Origin of the sequence: Microcoleus sp. S28C3 (assembly GCF_036700785.1) — a bacterium.
Lineage (GTDB): Bacteria > Cyanobacteriota > Cyanobacteriia > Cyanobacteriales > Microcoleaceae > Microcoleus > Microcoleus asticus.
The window spans coordinates 17,572-34,233 of the sequence record NZ_JAUBPO010000027.1 but is presented as its reverse complement, the minus strand read 5'-3'; the positions used below and the strand labels follow the sequence as shown (position 1 = coordinate 34,233).

The window sequence follows — 16,662 nt, the reverse complement described above, 5'->3', positions numbered from 1 at the left end:
GGCAAGAAATAAATGTTATTTCTTCTTCCTTCTTCCTTCTTCCTTCTTCCTGAGTCTTAGCTCAAGCCAGAGCAGATGTAGTCGAAATAGACGCCCATTTCTTTACCAGCGTCAGAACCGACCAAACCAGCGGTGACTTCTTTCATTGCTTGGATTGCTTGTACGGTAGAACCGATGGGCACGCCCAAGGAGTTGTAGGTTTCTTTCAAACCGTTGAGCACGCGCTCGTCGAGGATCGAAGGGTCGCCAGCTAGCATGGCGTAGGTGGCGTAGCGGAGGTAGTAGTCCAAGTCGCGGATGCAAGCTGCATAACGACGAGTGGTGTACATATTGCCACCTGGACGAGTTACGTCAGAGTACAACAGAGACTTAGCAACTGCTTCTTTGACGATTGTGGCTGCATTGGCGCTGATGGCGGTAGCGGCGCGGACGCGCAGTTCACCAGAAGCAAAGTAGTTCTTGAGCTTGTCTAGAGCGCTGATGTCGAGGTACTTACCTTGAACGTCAGAGGAATTGATAACGGCGGTAATTGCGTCTTGCATGGTTGTCTTGTTTCCTTGAAAGTGGCTGAGTCAGTCCAATTTTGGAGCTAGAATTTGGGATTTGGGATTTGGGATTTGAGATTTTTAAGAGGCTGGTTATTTGCAAAAGCTTTTAGCTTGTTACCAGTAACGCCCAATTCTTCAATCTAAAATCGACAATCTAAAATCGAAATTCCTTACTGCATCGCACCGATAACGTAGTCGAAATAAGAGGAAGCTTCGGAAGCGTCTTCTCCAGACAGCAGCGAACTCGCTGCATTTTTCATAGCGCGAACGCCTTCGGCGACGCCTTCAATCGGGGTGCCGAGAGATTTGTACATTTCGCGGACGCCGACAATACCGATTTCTTCGATCGGAGTAATGTCGCCAGCTACGATTCCGTAGGTGATCAAACGCAGGTAGTAATCCAAGTCGCGCAAGCAAGTTGCGGTCATTTCTTCGCCGTAAGCGTTGCCGCCGGGAGAAACAACATCAGGGCGCTTTTGGAAAAGTTGGTCGCCTGCTTGCTTGACGATGCGTTCGCGGGATTCGCTCAAAATTTGGGCGATGCGGACGCGGCGTTCACCAGAGGTGACGAAGCTCTTGATCCGATCTAATTCACCTGGGCTCAAGTAGCGAGCTTCGGCGTCTGCGTTGACGATTGATTTGGTGACGATACTCATCTTGTGTGTACCCGCTGGATATTTTGCTATACGAACTGCTCCGCGCTGAGCGAGCGACGGCGGGCGCTTGCATCCCGTACCTTTCATGCTCAGGCAAGAGCTTTGACAGGGAAGCTCGGACTTTCCACAGCCAGCAACTGTTAAAGTTGTGGGCGGGAGGCGACCTTCGATGTTTGACGGCGCTGGTTCTTCACGCCGGTGCGCTTGTGAGTGCCCGCACTAAGCCTGTCGCTTAGAATACCACAAATGACTGATGCGATCTTTAATTTTTGATCGAGATTGCAGCAGGCCACTAAGTGGCGATCGAGTGACTGTCGGGCAGTTAGTAAGGATATTGCTTCTCTGACACAACTACCTCTCGCAAGTATTTTGAGGCATTATGTTCACATTCTGAGTGTTACTGTAATAGTTTGTAACATTCCTTTTCATATTTGGGCCCTCACTAGGGTGTTCAGCGTTAAAATTTCACAGATTAAAAATTTGCTATAATTCTCTCGCAGCAAGGGTTACAGGCGATAGATTATTAAAGGGGATTTGTGGCGGGCGACGGCGCAACGCTCAAAGACTTTTCCCTGAGAGGGAAGGGAGACAGGCCCAAGACAGGGGAGAGAGGTGCGCTCGTCTCACATCTTGCACAATTCTCAATGAGTCTTGGACGGGCGGGCTCTTGGGCCCACCCCACAAGAAAACTCACTCTTCGCTTCACAGGCCGGAAAGCCTGTTCTCGATCGTGGTGCAAGATATCAGAGCATCGGAAATCGTGACTTTCGAGCTTGTAGCTAGATTTGACTCTCACTTTAAATCTGGTGCGCCGTGAAAAGAAATCTATCAGCCCTTAAAAAAGCTTTACAGTTTGGCATTAGCGGTGCTGTCGGCGGTTTCGCCGGCAATCTAATCACCGAACCTTTCATGCAGGGGCTCACTGGTTCGGAATCTGTTTTTGACAGTGTATTGTCCACAGCTCGATGGTTTGGGCTGGTAGGCGGTGGCATTGCTGCTGCTATCATGTTCGGCTATTATTACTATATCAAAGGCAAGCCTCAAATTAAACAGGCTTTAAAAAATGGCGGATTGTTTGGTTTAATAGCAGGAGCCATTTCTGGGGCGATCGCCGAAGGCATTTACAGCGGGATTGGGGATGGCAACAACGAATTATTGCGAGTAATTTGCTGGGGAATAGCTGGCAGTTTGTTAGGACTTGGACTTGCACAGCGGATTCCTAATTTGGGAGCGCTTCGCGGCACGGGAGGCGGCGGTGTTGGAGGAGTTTTTGGCGGCTGTTTGTTTATTCTGTTTGCTTACAATTTATCCGGTACTGCGGGCCGTTTAGCTGGCTGTGCTGCGATCGGTTTTTGGATTGGCATTATGTTGGTTGTAGCCGAAACTTTGTTCAACAAAGCTTGGCTGGTAATTAGTTACGATACCGGAGCAAATCGCACTCTCACTCTGGGTTCGGAACCTATCACTTTTGGCAGTGATGAAAATTTGTCTATTATCTGCATTCCTAATGTTTCGCCCTTGGCCATGCGGTTTCAATTGGAAGCAGGTCAAATTGTTTGCGAGAATGTGGATAGCGGAGCGGTGAGTTATTTGCGATCGGGCGACCAAAAGAAAATCGGCAACTGTACAATTACAGTAGGAAACTCTGACTTGCCAGCCCCAACACCGACAAATCTTCCGCCTACCTTTATATCAGCTCAGCCGGCAGTAAATTCTTTTACCAGCAGCCAATTTTCCCTGAAATTAGCCAGTCGAGTGATTCCTCTAAGTGCGGGAACTCAACTATTGACCTCTGACATACCGAGTTTAACAGCCGCAGCATCTAACGGTCTTGTAGCTATAGTCACTTCTCGATCGAGAAACGAGCTTTCGTTAGGATTGACAAATTTGTCCGATCGCGCTTGGTGGGCTACAGACATTCAAGGCGATCTAAAAATGGTAGAACCTGAAAGTACCTTAACTTTGGCGTTGGGAACTCAAATCGAATTCGGTGAATTAGACGGCGAAATTGTGTAAGTAAGTAGGTAGGTAAAAACTCATCAAATAACATCATTTACAATAAGCTTTTCATGGGCGGGCAGGATGCCAACCTCACAAAAAAAATTACTCTTTGTGGGACGGGCATCTTGCCCGTTCTATTCGCTCTTATTCAAGCAGAACTGCCGCTAACTCCAGTAATGACCGCCGCACCAATCAAATGAGCTAAACGCAAAGCTTCAGGAACTTTCCCAGTGTCTGTCAAACGCTGAAGCACCAGCGCAATTACTTCTGGTTTTTCGCCGCAAACTTGAAAAAAGAAAGGTTCAAAAGCGTAAATTTTACCTGCGCGGCGCAACAATTCTAAACGGTATTCCAAATTTGGTAAATGGCGGAGGGCTTTTTCAACAGCAGCTAAATCTGGTGGGCGGCGCATGACAGCAACGCACGGAATTTGCAGCCGCGATGCTAACTCGGGAAGGTCAATAATATTAAAGCCGCCGAAAGCAATTCCGTCTAGCAAAACGAGATGCAATTGCGGCAGAAATTTGCCTCCGAGGAGTAGCCCAGAAATAGCATCCGTGGCATCTAATCCGTCTGGGAGGACTTGTCCCCACACCATTCCTTCAAATCGAGTTCCCCCGCAGACTACGCCCGCGATCGACACCAAACTGCCGCTTGTCCGAGAAAACGGAGCGTCGTCAAAGCCAATAACCTTAATTGTGCGATCGAGCCTCAGCAAATCTGCCAGTTTCAACTTGTGGAGTTTCCTAAGCTAAAGTTTTTGACATTAATTTGACTTCTCGATATAGTATCATATACGTTAAAGACTTCATTACTAAACATATTTTAGACAATTGGCAAAAAAATACGTAGCAGCGATCGATCAAGGAACCACCAGCACCCGGTTTATCATATTCGATCGCCGGGGACAGATAATTTGCAGCAACCAACAAGAACACCAGCAAATCTATCCGCAACCAGGATGGGTTGAACACAATCCCGAGGAAATTTGGCAGGGTACCCAAAGCGTGATTAAAAATGCCCTCGAAATCGGCAATATCGACCCGAAAGATATTGCTGCACTCGGTATAGCCAACCAGCGAGAAACTGCAATTGTTTGGAACAAAAATACTGGTAATCATTACGGCAATGCGATTGTTTGGCAAGATACCCGCACTCACAAAATTTGCGAAAACTTAGCTGAAGTTGAGGGCAAAGATCGATTTCAAAAACGATGCGGTTTGCCGCTGGCAACTTATTTCAGCGGGCCGAAAATTAAGTGGATGCTGGACAATATTTCAGGATTGCGGGAAGCTGCAGATCGAGGGGATGCGATTTTTGGCAATGTCGATACTTTTCTGATTTGGCACCTGACTGGCGGCGCGCACATTACCGATGTTACCAACGCCAGCCGCACGATGCTGATGGATTTGCAAACCCTCGATTGGGATGCCGAAACTTTGGAAATAATGGCAATTCCCCGCCAGATGCTGCCAGAAATTCGCCCTTCGAGTCAAGTTTTTGGAACTGCAAAAGGATTGCTTGCAGGTGTTCCGATTGCTGCTGCTTTGGGCGATCAGCAAGCCGCCCTCGTCGGGCAAACTTGTTTCAGTCCCGGGGAGGCGAAAAATACTTACGGTACGGGCTGTTTTATGCTGCTGAATACTGGTGAGGCGATCGTCCCTTCAAAAAACGGGTTGCTGACAACAGTCGCCTACAAGATAGGAGAATCGCCCGCTGTGTATGCTTTGGAAGGCAGTATTGCGATCGCCGGAGCTTTAGTGCAGTGGCTGCGGGACAATTTGGGCATCATCAACACATCTGCGGAAGTAGAAACATTAGCAAATACAGTCAAAGATAGCGGCGGAGTTTACGTTGTCCCGGCTTTTTCTGGACTCTACGCGCCCTATTGGAAAGACAGCGCCCGGGGAGTAATTGCAGGTTTAACTCGCTACGCGACTAAGGCACACATTGCCCGCGCAGTATTGGAAGCGACAGCGTGGCAAACGCGAGAAATATTGGACGCTATGAATCAGGATTCTGCTGTGCAGCTTTTGTCTTTAAAAGTAGACGGAGGTATGGTGGGAAATCACACGCTGATGCAGTTTCAGAGCGATGTTTTGGGAGTGCCTGTGGTGCGGCCTGTGGTAGCAGAAACTACTGCACTCGGCGCGGCTTATGCGGCGGGTTTGGCGGTAGGTTTTTGGAGCCAGCTAGCCGAATTGCGGGACAATTGGGCGGTGGATTTTACTTGGGAACCGAAAATGCCGATCGCACTTCGCGAGCAAAAATATCGCTTTTGGAAGAAAGCAGTTTCCCGCACATTCGATTGGGAAGAATGAATCGCTGAGTTAACCCAAAATGCGTATTTAGTGATATCATTAAATCCAGCACTATTTTTCAGATTGCAAATAGATGATTTCGCTAAATAAATTTAAAAAATTTCTCAGCGCTTTTGTATTGATACTGATACTGGCCTTTGTGGAAATCGCCACTAATTCCCAAATTGCCCTCGCAGATACAGCTACAAATCCCGCAACCGCAGCCGAAGTTTTCAGCGCCAACTGTGCAGGTTGTCACATCAACGGTAGTAACATTATCAGGCGCGGCAAAAACTTGAAACAAAAAGCATTAAAAAAATACGGCATGGATTCCATCGCCAACATTTCCAACTTAGTAACCAACGGCAAAGGTATTATGCCCGCTTACAAAGATCGTTTGTCGGAACAACAAATTATCGATGTTTCAGCTTACGTGCTATCCCAAGCTGAAACCGATTGGAAATAAACCAGACTATGTACATTGTAAGACCAGGTTTAGCGCTTAACTTCACGAAACCAAGACTAGGTATAATGTAGGGGCAGGTTGAGCGCGTAACTCGGTCATCGACGAATAACCTTTATACAAAACCTGCCTGTTTCTATTGTTCATTCCTTAATAATCTCAAGAGAAACCTGTTTTTTTGCTAAAAAGTGTAACTTATCGGAGGTATTGCAAGTTGAAAAAACATTATTGTTGGCGTAGAACTTTAACTGTCATTAGCTTGTGCTTGTATCTAATCTTAGCTGTCAGCCCGCCCGCTTTCGCCTCAATTCACAAATATCCAGAAACTGCTGAGACAGTAATGTTCCGATCCGTACAAAGCCTGCGCGATACTGATGACAAAGCGTGGCAAGTTGTTTTGTACAAGCGAGTAAAGTCGGGAGTAGTAAAGTCTTTAAATCTGAGATTAGTAGGATTTCCGGGAATAGAAATGCAGCACCCTGTTCCGCTGAAAGTTGCGGCGGGAAATCGCGAAATTGGCAAGGCAAATGATATTTGGAGCGAGTCTGATTTGCCAATTAATGTCGGAGAATACGATTTTAAATCAATAGTTACACAATTGGAAAGTAATCGACCTTTGCGGTTGAATTTGCCCGTGAAAAATCAAAAAGAAACAGAATTGCTGGTTCCTCCTTTTGCTGTGAGAGAATGGCGGCTGTTGTTAGATAGAAACTAAATACACCAATTTAAGCGCACTCTACATTTTAAATCTCTACAATTGCCAATGTCACAAATCGCTATGTTTAAATATGCCTTAAGGTAGATGTAAAGTATTTTAAGGATAATGTGGTCTCACATAAACTCAAGATACCAATTTAATCGCACTCTACATTTAAAATCGCTACAGTTTCATCAATGTATCAAAAATAACTTTATTTACATAGACCTTAAGGTAGATTTAACCTATTTGAAGGGTAATTATGAAACAAACTAAAAGCTGAGTTAGTCGTTTGACAAAACTTCAGTGTTTTAACGTAGGTGTATTCAGGGTGAAGCTACTATGACTTTAATCAGTAAAATTGTCCGCAAAGCTTTGGCAACAGGTTACTTAACGGTTGAGGCCGAAGAACAGTTGCGACAGCAGTTGCAGATGACTAAGTACGGTTTAGAAGATTTTGAGGCTTTTATTAATTTGCAAAAAGAGGTGATGGAAGGTCGCGTGAAACAGCAAGCTTTGGAATTGTTACGATCGCGCAAATGTTCTGCGACGGCTTGAGCCCAGTTCGATCGCCCTTTTGAAGATAATTAAGGGCGATCGTTGGCAGTCAGGACTTTACTCCTTATTGATGAGGACTCTTCGTGCTCGCTACAAACCACACGGTAAACCACAGGGTCGATCGTACTTTGGGATAGCATCAGTATCGGCTACTTATTCAATGCTGTTCTTGCTTGTTAATTGATGGGCGCCGGTGGATCGGGAGTATTTACGTTATTAGGGTTTTTAGCTGCTAAAAGTTTCTCCAACTCTCTAATTCTGGTCTGCATTGCTTCTACTTCCGTTTCAGAATAGCGAATCGGAATATGCTGCGGACAGTTCCAATCCCAGCCATCAATTTCAAATACGATCGCTCTTTCGACAGTTGCATCATAGTCTGTATCCCGAACTCGGGCAAGTATTACTGGATCGTCTTCCACAACGCGGGCGCGACCGAGAATCTTGAGGCGCCGGCGATGACGGTAATCCATTAGGAACAAAAATGCTTTATCATTTTCAGCAAGATTTCCCACAGAGATATATTGCACATTGCCACGAAAATCCGCAAATCCCAAAGTTCTCCGATCGAGAATCTTTAAAAATCCTGCTTTCCCGCCGCGAAACTGGATGTAGGGATAGCCATTAGAACTCACAGTGCCTAGATAAAATCCTTCCATACTGGAAATAAATTGCTCTAGATCGGGATTGATGGAATTATTATCTGCACCTTTAGCCACAAAGCGTTCATAGTTCTCGCGGGAACCCATTTTTTCTTGCATGGCTTTCACTGCGGGAGTAAAAGCGATCTTACCAAATTGACGAGGCATAAAATCTAACTCCTTGTCTACTTATTTAACTCGGCGATCTTCAAAATGCCTAGATTCCCAACATGGGAATATAACCAGAGAGTTGCTTCACCCGATCGATCCAATTCAAAACATTGGGATAAGCATCGAGTTCAATCTTGCCATCTCTCGCTAAAGCGATATAGGGATAGATGGCCGCATCTGCGATCGTGGGATGCTCAAACTCTAGCCAAGTGCGCGGACTCTGGCGCCCACCCCACAATAAAATTCACTCTTTGTGGAACAGGCCGAAAAGCCTGTTCATAAAAATGATACGCCAAGCCGGGAAAAACGTTTCTACTGCATTCCTAGCTGTCGCCTTAACGCTTCTGGAACATCAACGGCTGTATCCAAACCTCGAACATTCTCCCAGTTTGTGTTTTCATCCCATTTGACATCGCCAAAAATGCGATCGTTGAGGTTTGCACCGCTGAGGTTTGTGCCGCTGAGGTTTGTGCCGCTGAGATTTGTGCCACTGAGATTTGCGCCGCGGAGGTCTGCGTCGCGGAGGTCTGCGCTACTTAGATTTGCGTCGCTAAGGTATGCGTCGCGGAGGTCTGCATCGTGGAGGTTTGCACCACTTAGATTTGCGTCGCTGAGGTCTGCACCGGTGAAGTCTGCGCCGCTGAGGTTTGCGCCTCTGAAGTCTACGCTACTGAGGTTTGCGTTGCTGAGGTCTGCGTTGCTGAGGTCTGCGTTGCTGAGGTCTGCGCCGCTGAGGTCTGCCTCAGTGAGATATGTACCACTTAGGTGTGCGCCCCTAAGGTTTGCGTCAATGAGGTCTGCGTTGCTGAATTCTGCGCCGTTGAGGTTTGCACCACTAAGGTTTGCGCCATAGAGGTCTGCGCCACAGAGTTCAGTGCCACCTAGGTTTGCGCCGCTGAGGTTTGCGCCGCTGAGAAATAGCCCAACAATTTGGAGAAAGCCAGAATCCCCAACACAATAGCTATAGCTGATGAGACGCAATAACCGATTGGTATCGTCAAGCTTGCCTTCATCATTAGGCTTCCCGCAAGGATAAAACACCATTTTGTTTTTCAATTTATCTCTCTGCTGACCGTAACAATGCAACTCCAACAGCAAAATCATCACATTCAAACCAGCATAAATATCTATTTGTCGCTGTCCCAAATCTTGGGTTTTCAATTGATCTCGCAGTAGGCGCATCTTCTTCTGAGGCAAACTTTCCGGCAGCATATCGATAAATTCGCCCTCGCACCACCGCAGATAAAAATTTTCCAAACGCTGGAATAACTGCACAGGGCGAAACAGATTTTCCTCGCCTGGATCGGCCGGACTTGTTAACAACCCCATCAAATATTCCACAATTTCTTCTGTCAGCGGCCCATAACCCAACAAATCATAAATCTCCCAGTCCATCTGAGAGTCTTGAGTATTAAATCCTCTACCTTTCTTTCCCGGTTCCGTCCACTCTTCCAGACTTTCTTTCAATCGTTCCGCACACAGAAATTCACCAAAACTCTTGTGTACAAACTCCACAGAACCTTCTTTACTGCCTTGCTGAAGATAAAAAACCGCCAAAGCATTTCTCAGAGGATTGTCGCCAATCGGTATTTGTGCTTTTTCAAGTAAGGCTTTAACCGAGTTGTCTTCTCTCAATCGTTTCTCAATCATCGCTACAGGAGCGCATTCCCCTCCCGACTGCACCACGCACAATCCTGCTTCTGTAAGGATGCGCCGCAAATCTTCTGTCTCCAGTTCGGTCAAATTGCGATTGAGCAATTTAGACCGCTGTTCAGTGAGTACCCAATTCACAGCTTGGTTGTAAATCAAAATTTTTGCTTGAGTGCTGTTAGTTCCTTGAAAATCCTCAACTTTCAAGATTTTGTCCCGGTGCATTGCCGCTAACAGATAAAGCAAGAGCGGCTCTCGCGAGAGTTCTGATTTTACATTCTGTGGACAGCATTTATCTTGCAAAAAATTCTGAAAAGCTGAGGTTTTTTCGGCCCCTAGTTGGGCTTCCCACTTGCTCAACCACTGTTGCTGTAGTCCGTCATCCATTATCTGAATTTCGACTCGATCCAAGTTATCTGGCATTTGCCTTTCAATCCCTTGCAAAGCTAAAGTTCTGCCAGTAATCAAAACCCGGTGTCCCATTTCCGAATTCTGATCGCAGTCTCGCTGAAATTGTCCTACTTGCTTGAGAAATTGCTCTAAACCGCCGCTGCTTCTCCCCTCCATCAGCAACTCGTCAAAGCCATCCAAGAAAAACAAATATCGCGTGTTTCTATCTGTCAACCAGCCGTCATCGCTAGCAAAACCAGCATTAACTGCTTCTTTGAGTGTTTCTCGAAAACTCTTTTGCAATATGGGAATATCTCGCAGTCGAATTAACACGGGAGTCCAAACTGGATGCAAATGTTGCCGCACCCAGTCAGCAAACATCCGACAAAAAACGCTCTTGCCGCGTCCGGGTCCAGCTTCGACAAACATTACTTTATTTTCTTTTTTGCCATCCTCAAGCAATTTTTTTGCCCAAGTTGCTAAATCGAAATGTTCTGTATTTTTAACACGATTTGCCTTTTTATCAATTGGCTTTGCCTTCAGAGGCACGTAGATATCTTTGAATGAGAAATTTTCTGCAAATACAGGTTCTAGGGGTAGAGAGGCAATCTGTTCTTGCAGGTATTTGTCAATGCTTTGATATTTCTCTTGTTCCTCCCGCCATTCTCTGATAGAAGGCTGTCCGAGATGTTTCATGGCATCGCTGGAAACAGCCCAAGCTTTGATTAAATAACGGTGAGTATTAGCAGCAACTCTCTTTGTCAAAATTTGAGCTTCATCGGCATTTAGTCCGGCTTGTTGCAGCCGCTGTGACAGCACTAGGTTAAATTCCTCGGCTAATATCGAATCCCGGAAGCAAATAACAGTTTCTGTAGCTGCTGTATCGCTCAATTCCAAATCCGCCAATTTTTTAAGCAACTGCTTGACTTTATCGGAAACCGGAGTTTGCCCGATGCGATTTAACAGAATTGCGTCTTCTTCAAGAAAATCCTTAAAACTTTCCAGATAAGCCGCCTGACTGACGAGGAAAATGCACTCAGCTAAAGTCGGCTGCTGTTGAGTTTTTTCGATAAAAAACGCCAGCATTTTCGCCGCAATCCCGACAAATGGCAATCCAGTTCCCACAACTTGAGCTAAGGGAGAGTTCAAAACCTCTAGCAGCAAGTTGCTATTGTCCAGCCCTTGTTCTTTGAACATTTTTGCCAATTCGGCGGCTGTTTTCCCAGCTTCTCCGATTCCCTCCGCTGCTTCGGCGGAACACAGTTCTTTGATATCAGTATTTAAGAATTTCCAGATGCGATTTGCCATTTTTACCTGCCCTGTTTCAGAATTGAGAATATGAGAAAATCTACATTTAACTCTGTAAGCATTCCGTAGTTCGTCGCCACCAATCTGTTCTCAAACTAACAATTAGAAAAGATCAAGTGCCTTTTCCCTTGACAAAACTACAACAATCCGCAATAATAGTAGATTGTCTGTCTAAATCCGGCTCGGATCAGGTTAAGACATTCCAAAAGCTGGAGAGCAGTCACCAGTCAAAAGTCCACAACGACCAATGACCAATGACTCATCAGCTACCTGTACGGCAATCTCAACAACCACCCCATGACTTACGCAATCATTGAAACCGGCGGCAAACAATTTCGGGTAGAACCAGGCCGCTTCTACGACATCGAACTGCTTCACGTTGAAGCTGAATCCAAAGTCACCATAGACAAAGTATTTCTGATCCAGCACGAAGGCGAGGTTCATATCGGCCAGCCTCTACTAGAAAATGCCAGTGTAGAAGGAACGGTTCTGCGGCATTTCCGGGGCCGCAAAGTCCTCGTCTACAAGATGAAGCCGAAAAAGAAAACTCGGAAGAAAAAAGGGCACCGTCAAGAAACAACTCGCTTTATGATTGACTCGATTAGCGTCAACGGTACAGTCTTAGCAGCCAGAGACTTAACTGAAGCAGTTGTTGAAACTCCCCAAACCGCCGAAACTGATTCAGAATAAAACATAGTAAATACAGTTGAGGATATTATGGCCCACAAGAAAGGTACAGGCAGTACACGTAACGGACGCGACTCTAATTCTCAGCGTCTGGGTGTCAAAAAGTACGGCGGTCAAGTTGTCAAAGCTGGCAACATTTTGATCCGCCAACGCGGCACTAAAGTTCACCCTGGTAATAATGTTGGTATCGGCAGAGATGATACTCTGTTTGCCATGATTGACGGTGTGGTGACTTTTGAAAGAAAAGGCAAAACTCGCAAGAAAGTCAGCATTTATCCTGTTGTAGCAGCACCTGTGGCTGAACCCGCGGCTGAAGCTGTCGCAGTTTAATTCTTCGTTCCTAGGCTATGCCTGGGAACGCATATAATTGAGGCTCTGCCTCCTGATTTTCTATGTTATTAGAAAGTTACAGGAGGCAGAGCTTTTTGCAATTTGTTTCCCTGGAGAAATGACTCTGGGTGCTTACGAAGAACCAGAGAAGCAGGAAAAACTCTCGTTTTTACTCCTAAAAATTGCCTAGCCTCCCCCGACAATTGTGACAACTTCTAAGATGTCGCCCTCTTTGATGTGTGTAGCTTCCCAAAATTGTTTGTGCAGAATTTCGCCGTTGTACTCCACAGCCACCAAGCGCGGGTTTAATCCCAATTGTTTTAGTAATTCTGGTAACGGTGTGTCGATCGCACAATTGCGGGTTTCTCCGTTAACTTGCAGCGCAATTTGATTTATCATTAGTTATTAGTTATTAGTTATATCAAATCCGGCGGCGGCATCGGTATTAATATTACCCACAGTCAGGACACGGCAGTGCCGTGTCCTCGGTTACTAGGTTTTCCCGTGCAAAGCTTTCTGAGCTTTCAGATTCTGCATCCGAATCAACTGCGAGATGAAAAACTGCGTCACTAAAGTAGGCTGTTCTGCTTCCATAATCGCGCGTACCGCGGCAACCCTTTGAGCTCCGGCATTCAATATTTCATCGAGGTTGTTGATATCAATTCCGCCGATCGCAAACCACGGAATCCGCGACTTATCAGCAGCATACCGCACATAATCCAAACCCGCCGCCTGTTTATCAGGTTTAGTAGGAGTGTGGTAAACAGGGCCAACTCCAATATAATCTGCTCCCTCTTCAATAGCTCGCTGCATTTCCTCGCCATTCGTAGTAGAACGACCGATGATCCGTCCCGGGCCGAGCAACTTGCGCGCTTCCGCCACAGGCCAATCTCCCTGGCCTAAGTGTACGCCGTCGGCATCCGCTGCGATCGCCAAATCCACGCGATCGTTCACAATCAGCAAAGCATCGTAGCGGTGACAAAGTTCGCAAAGCTGGCGCGCATTGGCCAACTTTGCGCCGTCGTCTGAGCTTTTGTCGCGGTACTGCACCAAAGTCAGTCCGCCTTGCAAAGCAGCTTCCACAACTCCCATTAAGTTGTCTCTCGGCGAAGTTACAAGGTATAACTGCGATCGAAGTAACTGCTGGTAGCGCCGGTAAGCCAGCAAATTGCTTTCGAGAGTATAAACCCGATAGCGCATCTGCTTAAAAGCCGCGCCCATATTCCGATCGTAAATTTTGCCATACTCTTCGAGTACCCGCAGAGCTTCTTCCACCCTACAGAAATTCGCCTCCAGTAGCTGCTGGATGCTCGAACGCTGCTCTTCCTGCGGGTGAGTTAACTCCGTACCCGGATCGGCCGGCGTATCCCTAGCACTGCGAAGTTCTGCGACGTGCCAAGCAGCCAATTCTTGACGCAGTTGCTTGCACTCGCCAGCCAAATCGGCGTTGTTGAGACCAAACCTGCACCATTCTTCAATAATTCTCAACCCTTCGCGCGATCGATCTAAATTTGCATCTAAGATCCGGCAGAGTGCTGGCTGTGCCGGTAAAGTTCTGTTTTGTTTGTCGGTCATTCAGAACCACCCTAATTATAATTAATCCTACCAGTCAAACCGCTATATTCTCCCACGCCGTCATTCGATTTTAGATTTTAGATTTTGGATTTTGGATAGACCCCACGGATAAATTCGGGGGCTTGAGGATTTTAGATTTGAGATGCTTTCGATTGATTCCACGGATAAATCACGTGGCGGGTACCATCAAGAAATTCTTGGTCAAGATCGTAGCAAAGCGATCGGCCTAATTTTTACCTCAACCGATTTAATTTAGACAAATTTTTAAGTTTTATTGAATTTGAGAAAAACGAAGCATAATAGATCAAACTTGATGAGAGTGAAATCGTTAAGCTGCATACCACACTTGGGAGGAGAGCCGTGAGGTTAGCAGAACAACACAAAAGATTAAGGGAGAACAACCCAAACAGGCGGGCGTATTTAAAGTTCGATCGCGAAAACCCGACACGAAACACCGGAGGCGAAACTCGACTCACAGATAAGTTGCGTTTTTTTATGCTGATTTACTCACAACAGACCTGGTGCAAAGAAAATCGATCGCAAAAACCTTGTTTGAGTTCTTGCCTTTTGCTCGTTTTTGCCAGCACCGCCCTTTGCAACCATCAACCGTCAGTTATCGCTGCCGGGATACCGGGAGTGCAGCTACTTTCTCAGACGCCGCAGAGCGAGATCAACATACTGTACGTCAGCTCGACCGGGGGCAGCGACACGGGGGGCAACGGCAGCGATCGATCTCCGTTTAAAACCCTTACCTACGCCTTAAGCGTGGCTCCGCCCAAGACAGCGATTTTGCTAGCGCCCGGTACTTACAGCGCTCAATCCGGCGAAAAATTTCCATTAATGCTCAGGTCCAGCGTGACAGTTCAGGGAAATCCCAACACTCGCGGTCAGAATATTGTCATCAAAGGCGGAGGATACTTTATCAGTCCGACTTCGGCGGGTCAAAATATCGCGATTTTGGCCGCAGACGGGGCGGGACTCAGCGGGGTGACGGTGACGAATACCAACTCTCGCGGTTACGCTTTGTGGATCGAATCGAGTTCTCCGACGGTTGTCAACAATACTTTTTCTGGCAGCACTCACGACGGAATTTCGGTAGTGGGTACTTCCAGGCCGACGATTGGCGGGAATGTTTTCTCGAAAAATGGAGCTAACGGCATCACGATTTTTGGCAGTTCTCAGCCGGAAGTTCGAGATAATGTGTTTGAAAACACTGGATTTGGGGTGAATGTAGCGCAGAACGCTTCGCCTCTGCTGATCGGCAACAAAATTACTCGCAATAAGGACGGCGTAGTAGTGCAAGCTGATGCTAGACCGGTGCTGCGCAACAATTATATCGAGAGTAACCGGCGGGACGGAATTGTGGCGATCGCCAGAGCTCTGCCGGATTTGGGAACTGCGACCGAACCGGGGGGGAATGTCATTCGCAACAACGGCCAGTACGATGTCAACAATGCGGCCAAAGGTCAAGTAATCCCAGCTTACGGCAATCAATTGTCGAGCAGCCGGACGACGGGATCGGTTGATGTGGCGGGAACTTTTAGCCCTCCTGCGCCAATTGGGGGAAGTGCTTTTGAGCTAAGGGCCGATCGACCTCCCAGCATCGGCGGCCCAGAAACTTCTCTCCCTGCTTACACTCCCGGGCGGCTAAGCCCCAGAGTAGAAATACCGCCAATTTCTCCACCTGCGCCCGTTTCCAGGCGACCGGTGCAAAATCGACCCGCACCGCGAAGCCCTGAGTTGCGGCAAGAGCTTTCTCCGAGGAATGCCGCTGCTTCAGCGGTAGTCCCAGGGGCGATCGCAATTCCCGTGCCCGAGCCTAATTCTCGATCGGTTTCGGAAATTTCGGTACAGCAATCAATTATTCCTCCCAATTTTGATAGTTCGACTGCGGTTTCTTCCGAAGGTAGATTGCCGGTTCCGGGCCGCAACATTCCTCTAGGAAGGGGCGGTTATGTACCTGCTGCTTTAGGGGGAAATTCTTTGCCCGATTCCGACAATTCGCCGTCATTCGATCGACCGTCTGCTTTGGGTTTGCGGTATCGAGTTGTGGTGGATACCAACAGTTCGGGCGAGCTACAAAAAATGAAATCTCTCGTTCCCGGTGCTTTTCGCTCTTTTTCCAGCGGGCGATCGGTGATGCAAGCCGGTGCTTTTCGGGAACGCGAAAAAGCTGAGGAATTGCTACAAATGCTCAGCGCTAACGGTTTGAATGCTCGAATTGAGGACATTAAATGAAATGGTCATTAGTCATTAGTCATTAGTTAACAGTTGACTGTTGACTGTTGACTGTTGACTGTTAACAGTCAAAAACTACTGATATCGTTTCCGGTTGCACCGGAATTATATAGAGGAAACGGCAGTGCCGTTTCCCTACTGCGATTAATTGTAGGGAAACGGCAGTGCCGTTTCCAGGCTGTGGGTAATATTAATTCCGATGTTACGGATTTGATATGACTACTTCAAAATTACAAAATTTTAGGGCCTAGCATATCGGATGCCAGACCCTAAAACATTTGTAAATTAAGTTGATTCAAGTGGGTTTTTAGCTCTGCTGAGTTTCAGCAAACTACAACTAAGGTGGACTTTTTTGCAACTACTCTGCGGACGAGCTAGCTACTAGCGGAGTCTATTCAGACTTCTGTGTTTGACTGTTGTGCGATCGCAACTTTTGATTCATGCAATAGCTT

At 46.8% G+C, this 16,662-nt stretch carries 16 protein-coding genes; 8 read left to right on the top strand and 8 right to left on the bottom strand.

The window, feature by feature from the left end:
- Window positions 1–56: 56 nt before the first annotated feature.
- Entirely contained in the window at window positions 57–542 is a 486-nt protein-coding gene (apcB, locus tag QUA13_RS10540; protein WP_006634930.1) for an allophycocyanin subunit beta, read from the bottom strand.
- A 176-nt stretch (window positions 543–718) separates the two neighbouring features.
- A complete protein-coding gene (apcA, locus tag QUA13_RS10535; RefSeq protein WP_172190156.1) occupies window positions 719–1,204 on the bottom strand; it encodes an allophycocyanin subunit alpha in 486 nt (161 codons plus the stop codon).
- Window positions 1,205–2,017: 813 nt separating this feature from the next.
- Between apcA and QUA13_RS10530 the strand changes: the two genes are divergently transcribed.
- Complete coding sequence (locus tag QUA13_RS10530) at window positions 2,018–3,220, top strand: hypothetical protein (RefSeq protein WP_333198262.1); 1,203 nt, start codon at window positions 2,018–2,020, stop codon at window positions 3,218–3,220.
- A gap of 133 nt (window positions 3,221–3,353) precedes the next feature.
- Here QUA13_RS10530 and QUA13_RS10525 read toward each other — a convergent pair whose 3' ends face one another.
- Complete coding sequence (locus QUA13_RS10525; RefSeq protein ID WP_333198261.1) at window positions 3,354–3,938, bottom strand: endonuclease dU; 585 nt, start codon at window positions 3,936–3,938, stop codon at window positions 3,354–3,356.
- Window positions 3,939–4,038: 100 nt separating this feature from the next.
- On the opposite strand from QUA13_RS10525, the gene glpK reads away from it, so the two are divergent.
- From glpK to QUA13_RS10505, 4 genes are all read left to right on the top strand, one after another.
- The gene (gene glpK, locus QUA13_RS10520) at window positions 4,039–5,526 is read left to right on the top strand and encodes a glycerol kinase GlpK (protein ID WP_333198260.1); all 1,488 of its coding nucleotides are present in this window, start codon (window positions 4,039–4,041) and stop codon (window positions 5,524–5,526) included.
- Window positions 5,527–5,599: 73 nt separating this feature from the next.
- The gene (locus QUA13_RS10515) at window positions 5,600–5,971 is read left to right on the top strand and encodes a c-type cytochrome (RefSeq protein ID WP_333198259.1); all 372 of its coding nucleotides are present in this window, start codon (window positions 5,600–5,602) and stop codon (window positions 5,969–5,971) included.
- A 211-nt stretch (window positions 5,972–6,182) separates the two neighbouring features.
- Window positions 6,183–6,683 carry a DUF3122 domain-containing protein gene (locus tag QUA13_RS10510; protein ID WP_333198258.1) on the top strand — a complete coding sequence of 167 codons (501 nt, stop codon included), beginning with the start codon at window positions 6,183–6,185 and terminating at the stop codon, window positions 6,681–6,683.
- A gap of 324 nt (window positions 6,684–7,007) precedes the next feature.
- Window positions 7,008–7,223 (top strand): hypothetical protein, encoded by a 216-nt coding sequence (locus QUA13_RS10505; RefSeq protein ID WP_015176895.1) that lies wholly within the window; start codon window positions 7,008–7,010, stop codon window positions 7,221–7,223.
- A gap of 176 nt (window positions 7,224–7,399) precedes the next feature.
- Here QUA13_RS10505 and QUA13_RS10500 read toward each other — a convergent pair whose 3' ends face one another.
- From QUA13_RS10500 to QUA13_RS10490, 3 genes are all read right to left on the bottom strand, one after another.
- Entirely contained in the window at window positions 7,400–8,029 is a 630-nt protein-coding gene (locus tag QUA13_RS10500) for a pyridoxamine 5'-phosphate oxidase family protein (protein ID WP_333198257.1), read from the bottom strand.
- Between the two features lie 49 nt (window positions 8,030–8,078).
- On the bottom strand, window positions 8,079–8,270 hold the full coding sequence (locus QUA13_RS10495) for a glutathione S-transferase C-terminal domain-containing protein (RefSeq protein ID WP_333198256.1): 192 nt from the start codon (window positions 8,268–8,270) through the stop codon (window positions 8,079–8,081).
- A gap of 74 nt (window positions 8,271–8,344) precedes the next feature.
- Window positions 8,345–11,380 carry a pentapeptide repeat-containing protein gene (locus QUA13_RS10490; protein WP_333198255.1) on the bottom strand — a complete coding sequence of 1,012 codons (3,036 nt, stop codon included), beginning with the start codon at window positions 11,378–11,380 and terminating at the stop codon, window positions 8,345–8,347.
- Between the two features lie 297 nt (window positions 11,381–11,677).
- Here QUA13_RS10490 and rplU point away from each other — a divergent pair, with 297 nt between their 5' ends.
- Together rplU and rpmA are read left to right on the top strand one after the other, a co-directional pair.
- Complete coding sequence (rplU, locus tag QUA13_RS10485) at window positions 11,678–12,070, top strand: 50S ribosomal protein L21 (protein WP_333031963.1); 393 nt, start codon at window positions 11,678–11,680, stop codon at window positions 12,068–12,070.
- 27 nt (window positions 12,071–12,097) lie between these two features.
- Window positions 12,098–12,397, top strand: a complete 300-nt coding sequence (rpmA, locus tag QUA13_RS10480) for a 50S ribosomal protein L27 (RefSeq protein WP_172190165.1) — start codon at window positions 12,098–12,100, stop codon at window positions 12,395–12,397.
- A 186-nt stretch (window positions 12,398–12,583) separates the two neighbouring features.
- On the opposite strand, the gene thiS is transcribed toward rpmA, so the two are convergent.
- Together thiS and QUA13_RS10470 are read right to left on the bottom strand one after the other, a co-directional pair.
- Window positions 12,584–12,796: a sulfur carrier protein ThiS gene (gene thiS, locus QUA13_RS10475; RefSeq protein WP_333184549.1), complete on the bottom strand. Its 213-nt coding sequence runs from the start codon at window positions 12,794–12,796 to the stop codon at window positions 12,584–12,586.
- 93 nt (window positions 12,797–12,889) lie between these two features.
- Window positions 12,890–13,972 (bottom strand): thiamine phosphate synthase, encoded by a 1,083-nt coding sequence (locus QUA13_RS10470; protein ID WP_333198254.1) that lies wholly within the window; start codon window positions 13,970–13,972, stop codon window positions 12,890–12,892.
- Window positions 13,973–14,332: 360 nt separating this feature from the next.
- Between QUA13_RS10470 and QUA13_RS10465 the strand changes: the two genes are divergently transcribed.
- Entirely contained in the window at window positions 14,333–16,210 is a 1,878-nt protein-coding gene (locus tag QUA13_RS10465; protein ID WP_333198253.1) for a DUF1565 domain-containing protein, read from the top strand.
- Window positions 16,211–16,662 lie beyond the last annotated feature (452 nt).

Bases quoted from the DNA above. Each gene is read 5' to 3' on its own strand.
- apcB (WP_006634930.1), bottom strand. From the start codon at position 542: ATGCAAGACGCAATTACCGCCGTTATCAATTCCTCTGACGTTCAAGGT.
- apcA (WP_172190156.1), bottom strand. From the start codon at position 1,204: ATGAGTATCGTCACCAAATCAATCGTCAACGCAGACGCCGAAGCTCGC.
- QUA13_RS10515 (WP_333198259.1), top strand. From the start codon at position 5,600: ATGATTTCGCTAAATAAATTTAAAAAATTTCTCAGCGCTTTTGTATTG.
- QUA13_RS10505 (WP_015176895.1), top strand. From the start codon at position 7,008: ATGACTTTAATCAGTAAAATTGTCCGCAAAGCTTTGGCAACAGGTTAC.
- QUA13_RS10500 (WP_333198257.1), bottom strand. From the start codon at position 8,029: ATGCCTCGTCAATTTGGTAAGATCGCTTTTACTCCCGCAGTGAAAGCC.
- QUA13_RS10490 (WP_333198255.1), bottom strand. From the start codon at position 11,380: ATGGCAAATCGCATCTGGAAATTCTTAAATACTGATATCAAAGAACTG.
- rplU (WP_333031963.1), top strand. From the start codon at position 11,678: ATGACTTACGCAATCATTGAAACCGGCGGCAAACAATTTCGGGTAGAA.
- rpmA (WP_172190165.1), top strand. From the start codon at position 12,098: ATGGCCCACAAGAAAGGTACAGGCAGTACACGTAACGGACGCGACTCT.
- thiS (WP_333184549.1), bottom strand. From the start codon at position 12,796: ATGATAAATCAAATTGCGCTGCAAGTTAACGGAGAAACCCGCAATTGT.
- QUA13_RS10470 (WP_333198254.1), bottom strand. From the start codon at position 13,972: ATGACCGACAAACAAAACAGAACTTTACCGGCACAGCCAGCACTCTGC.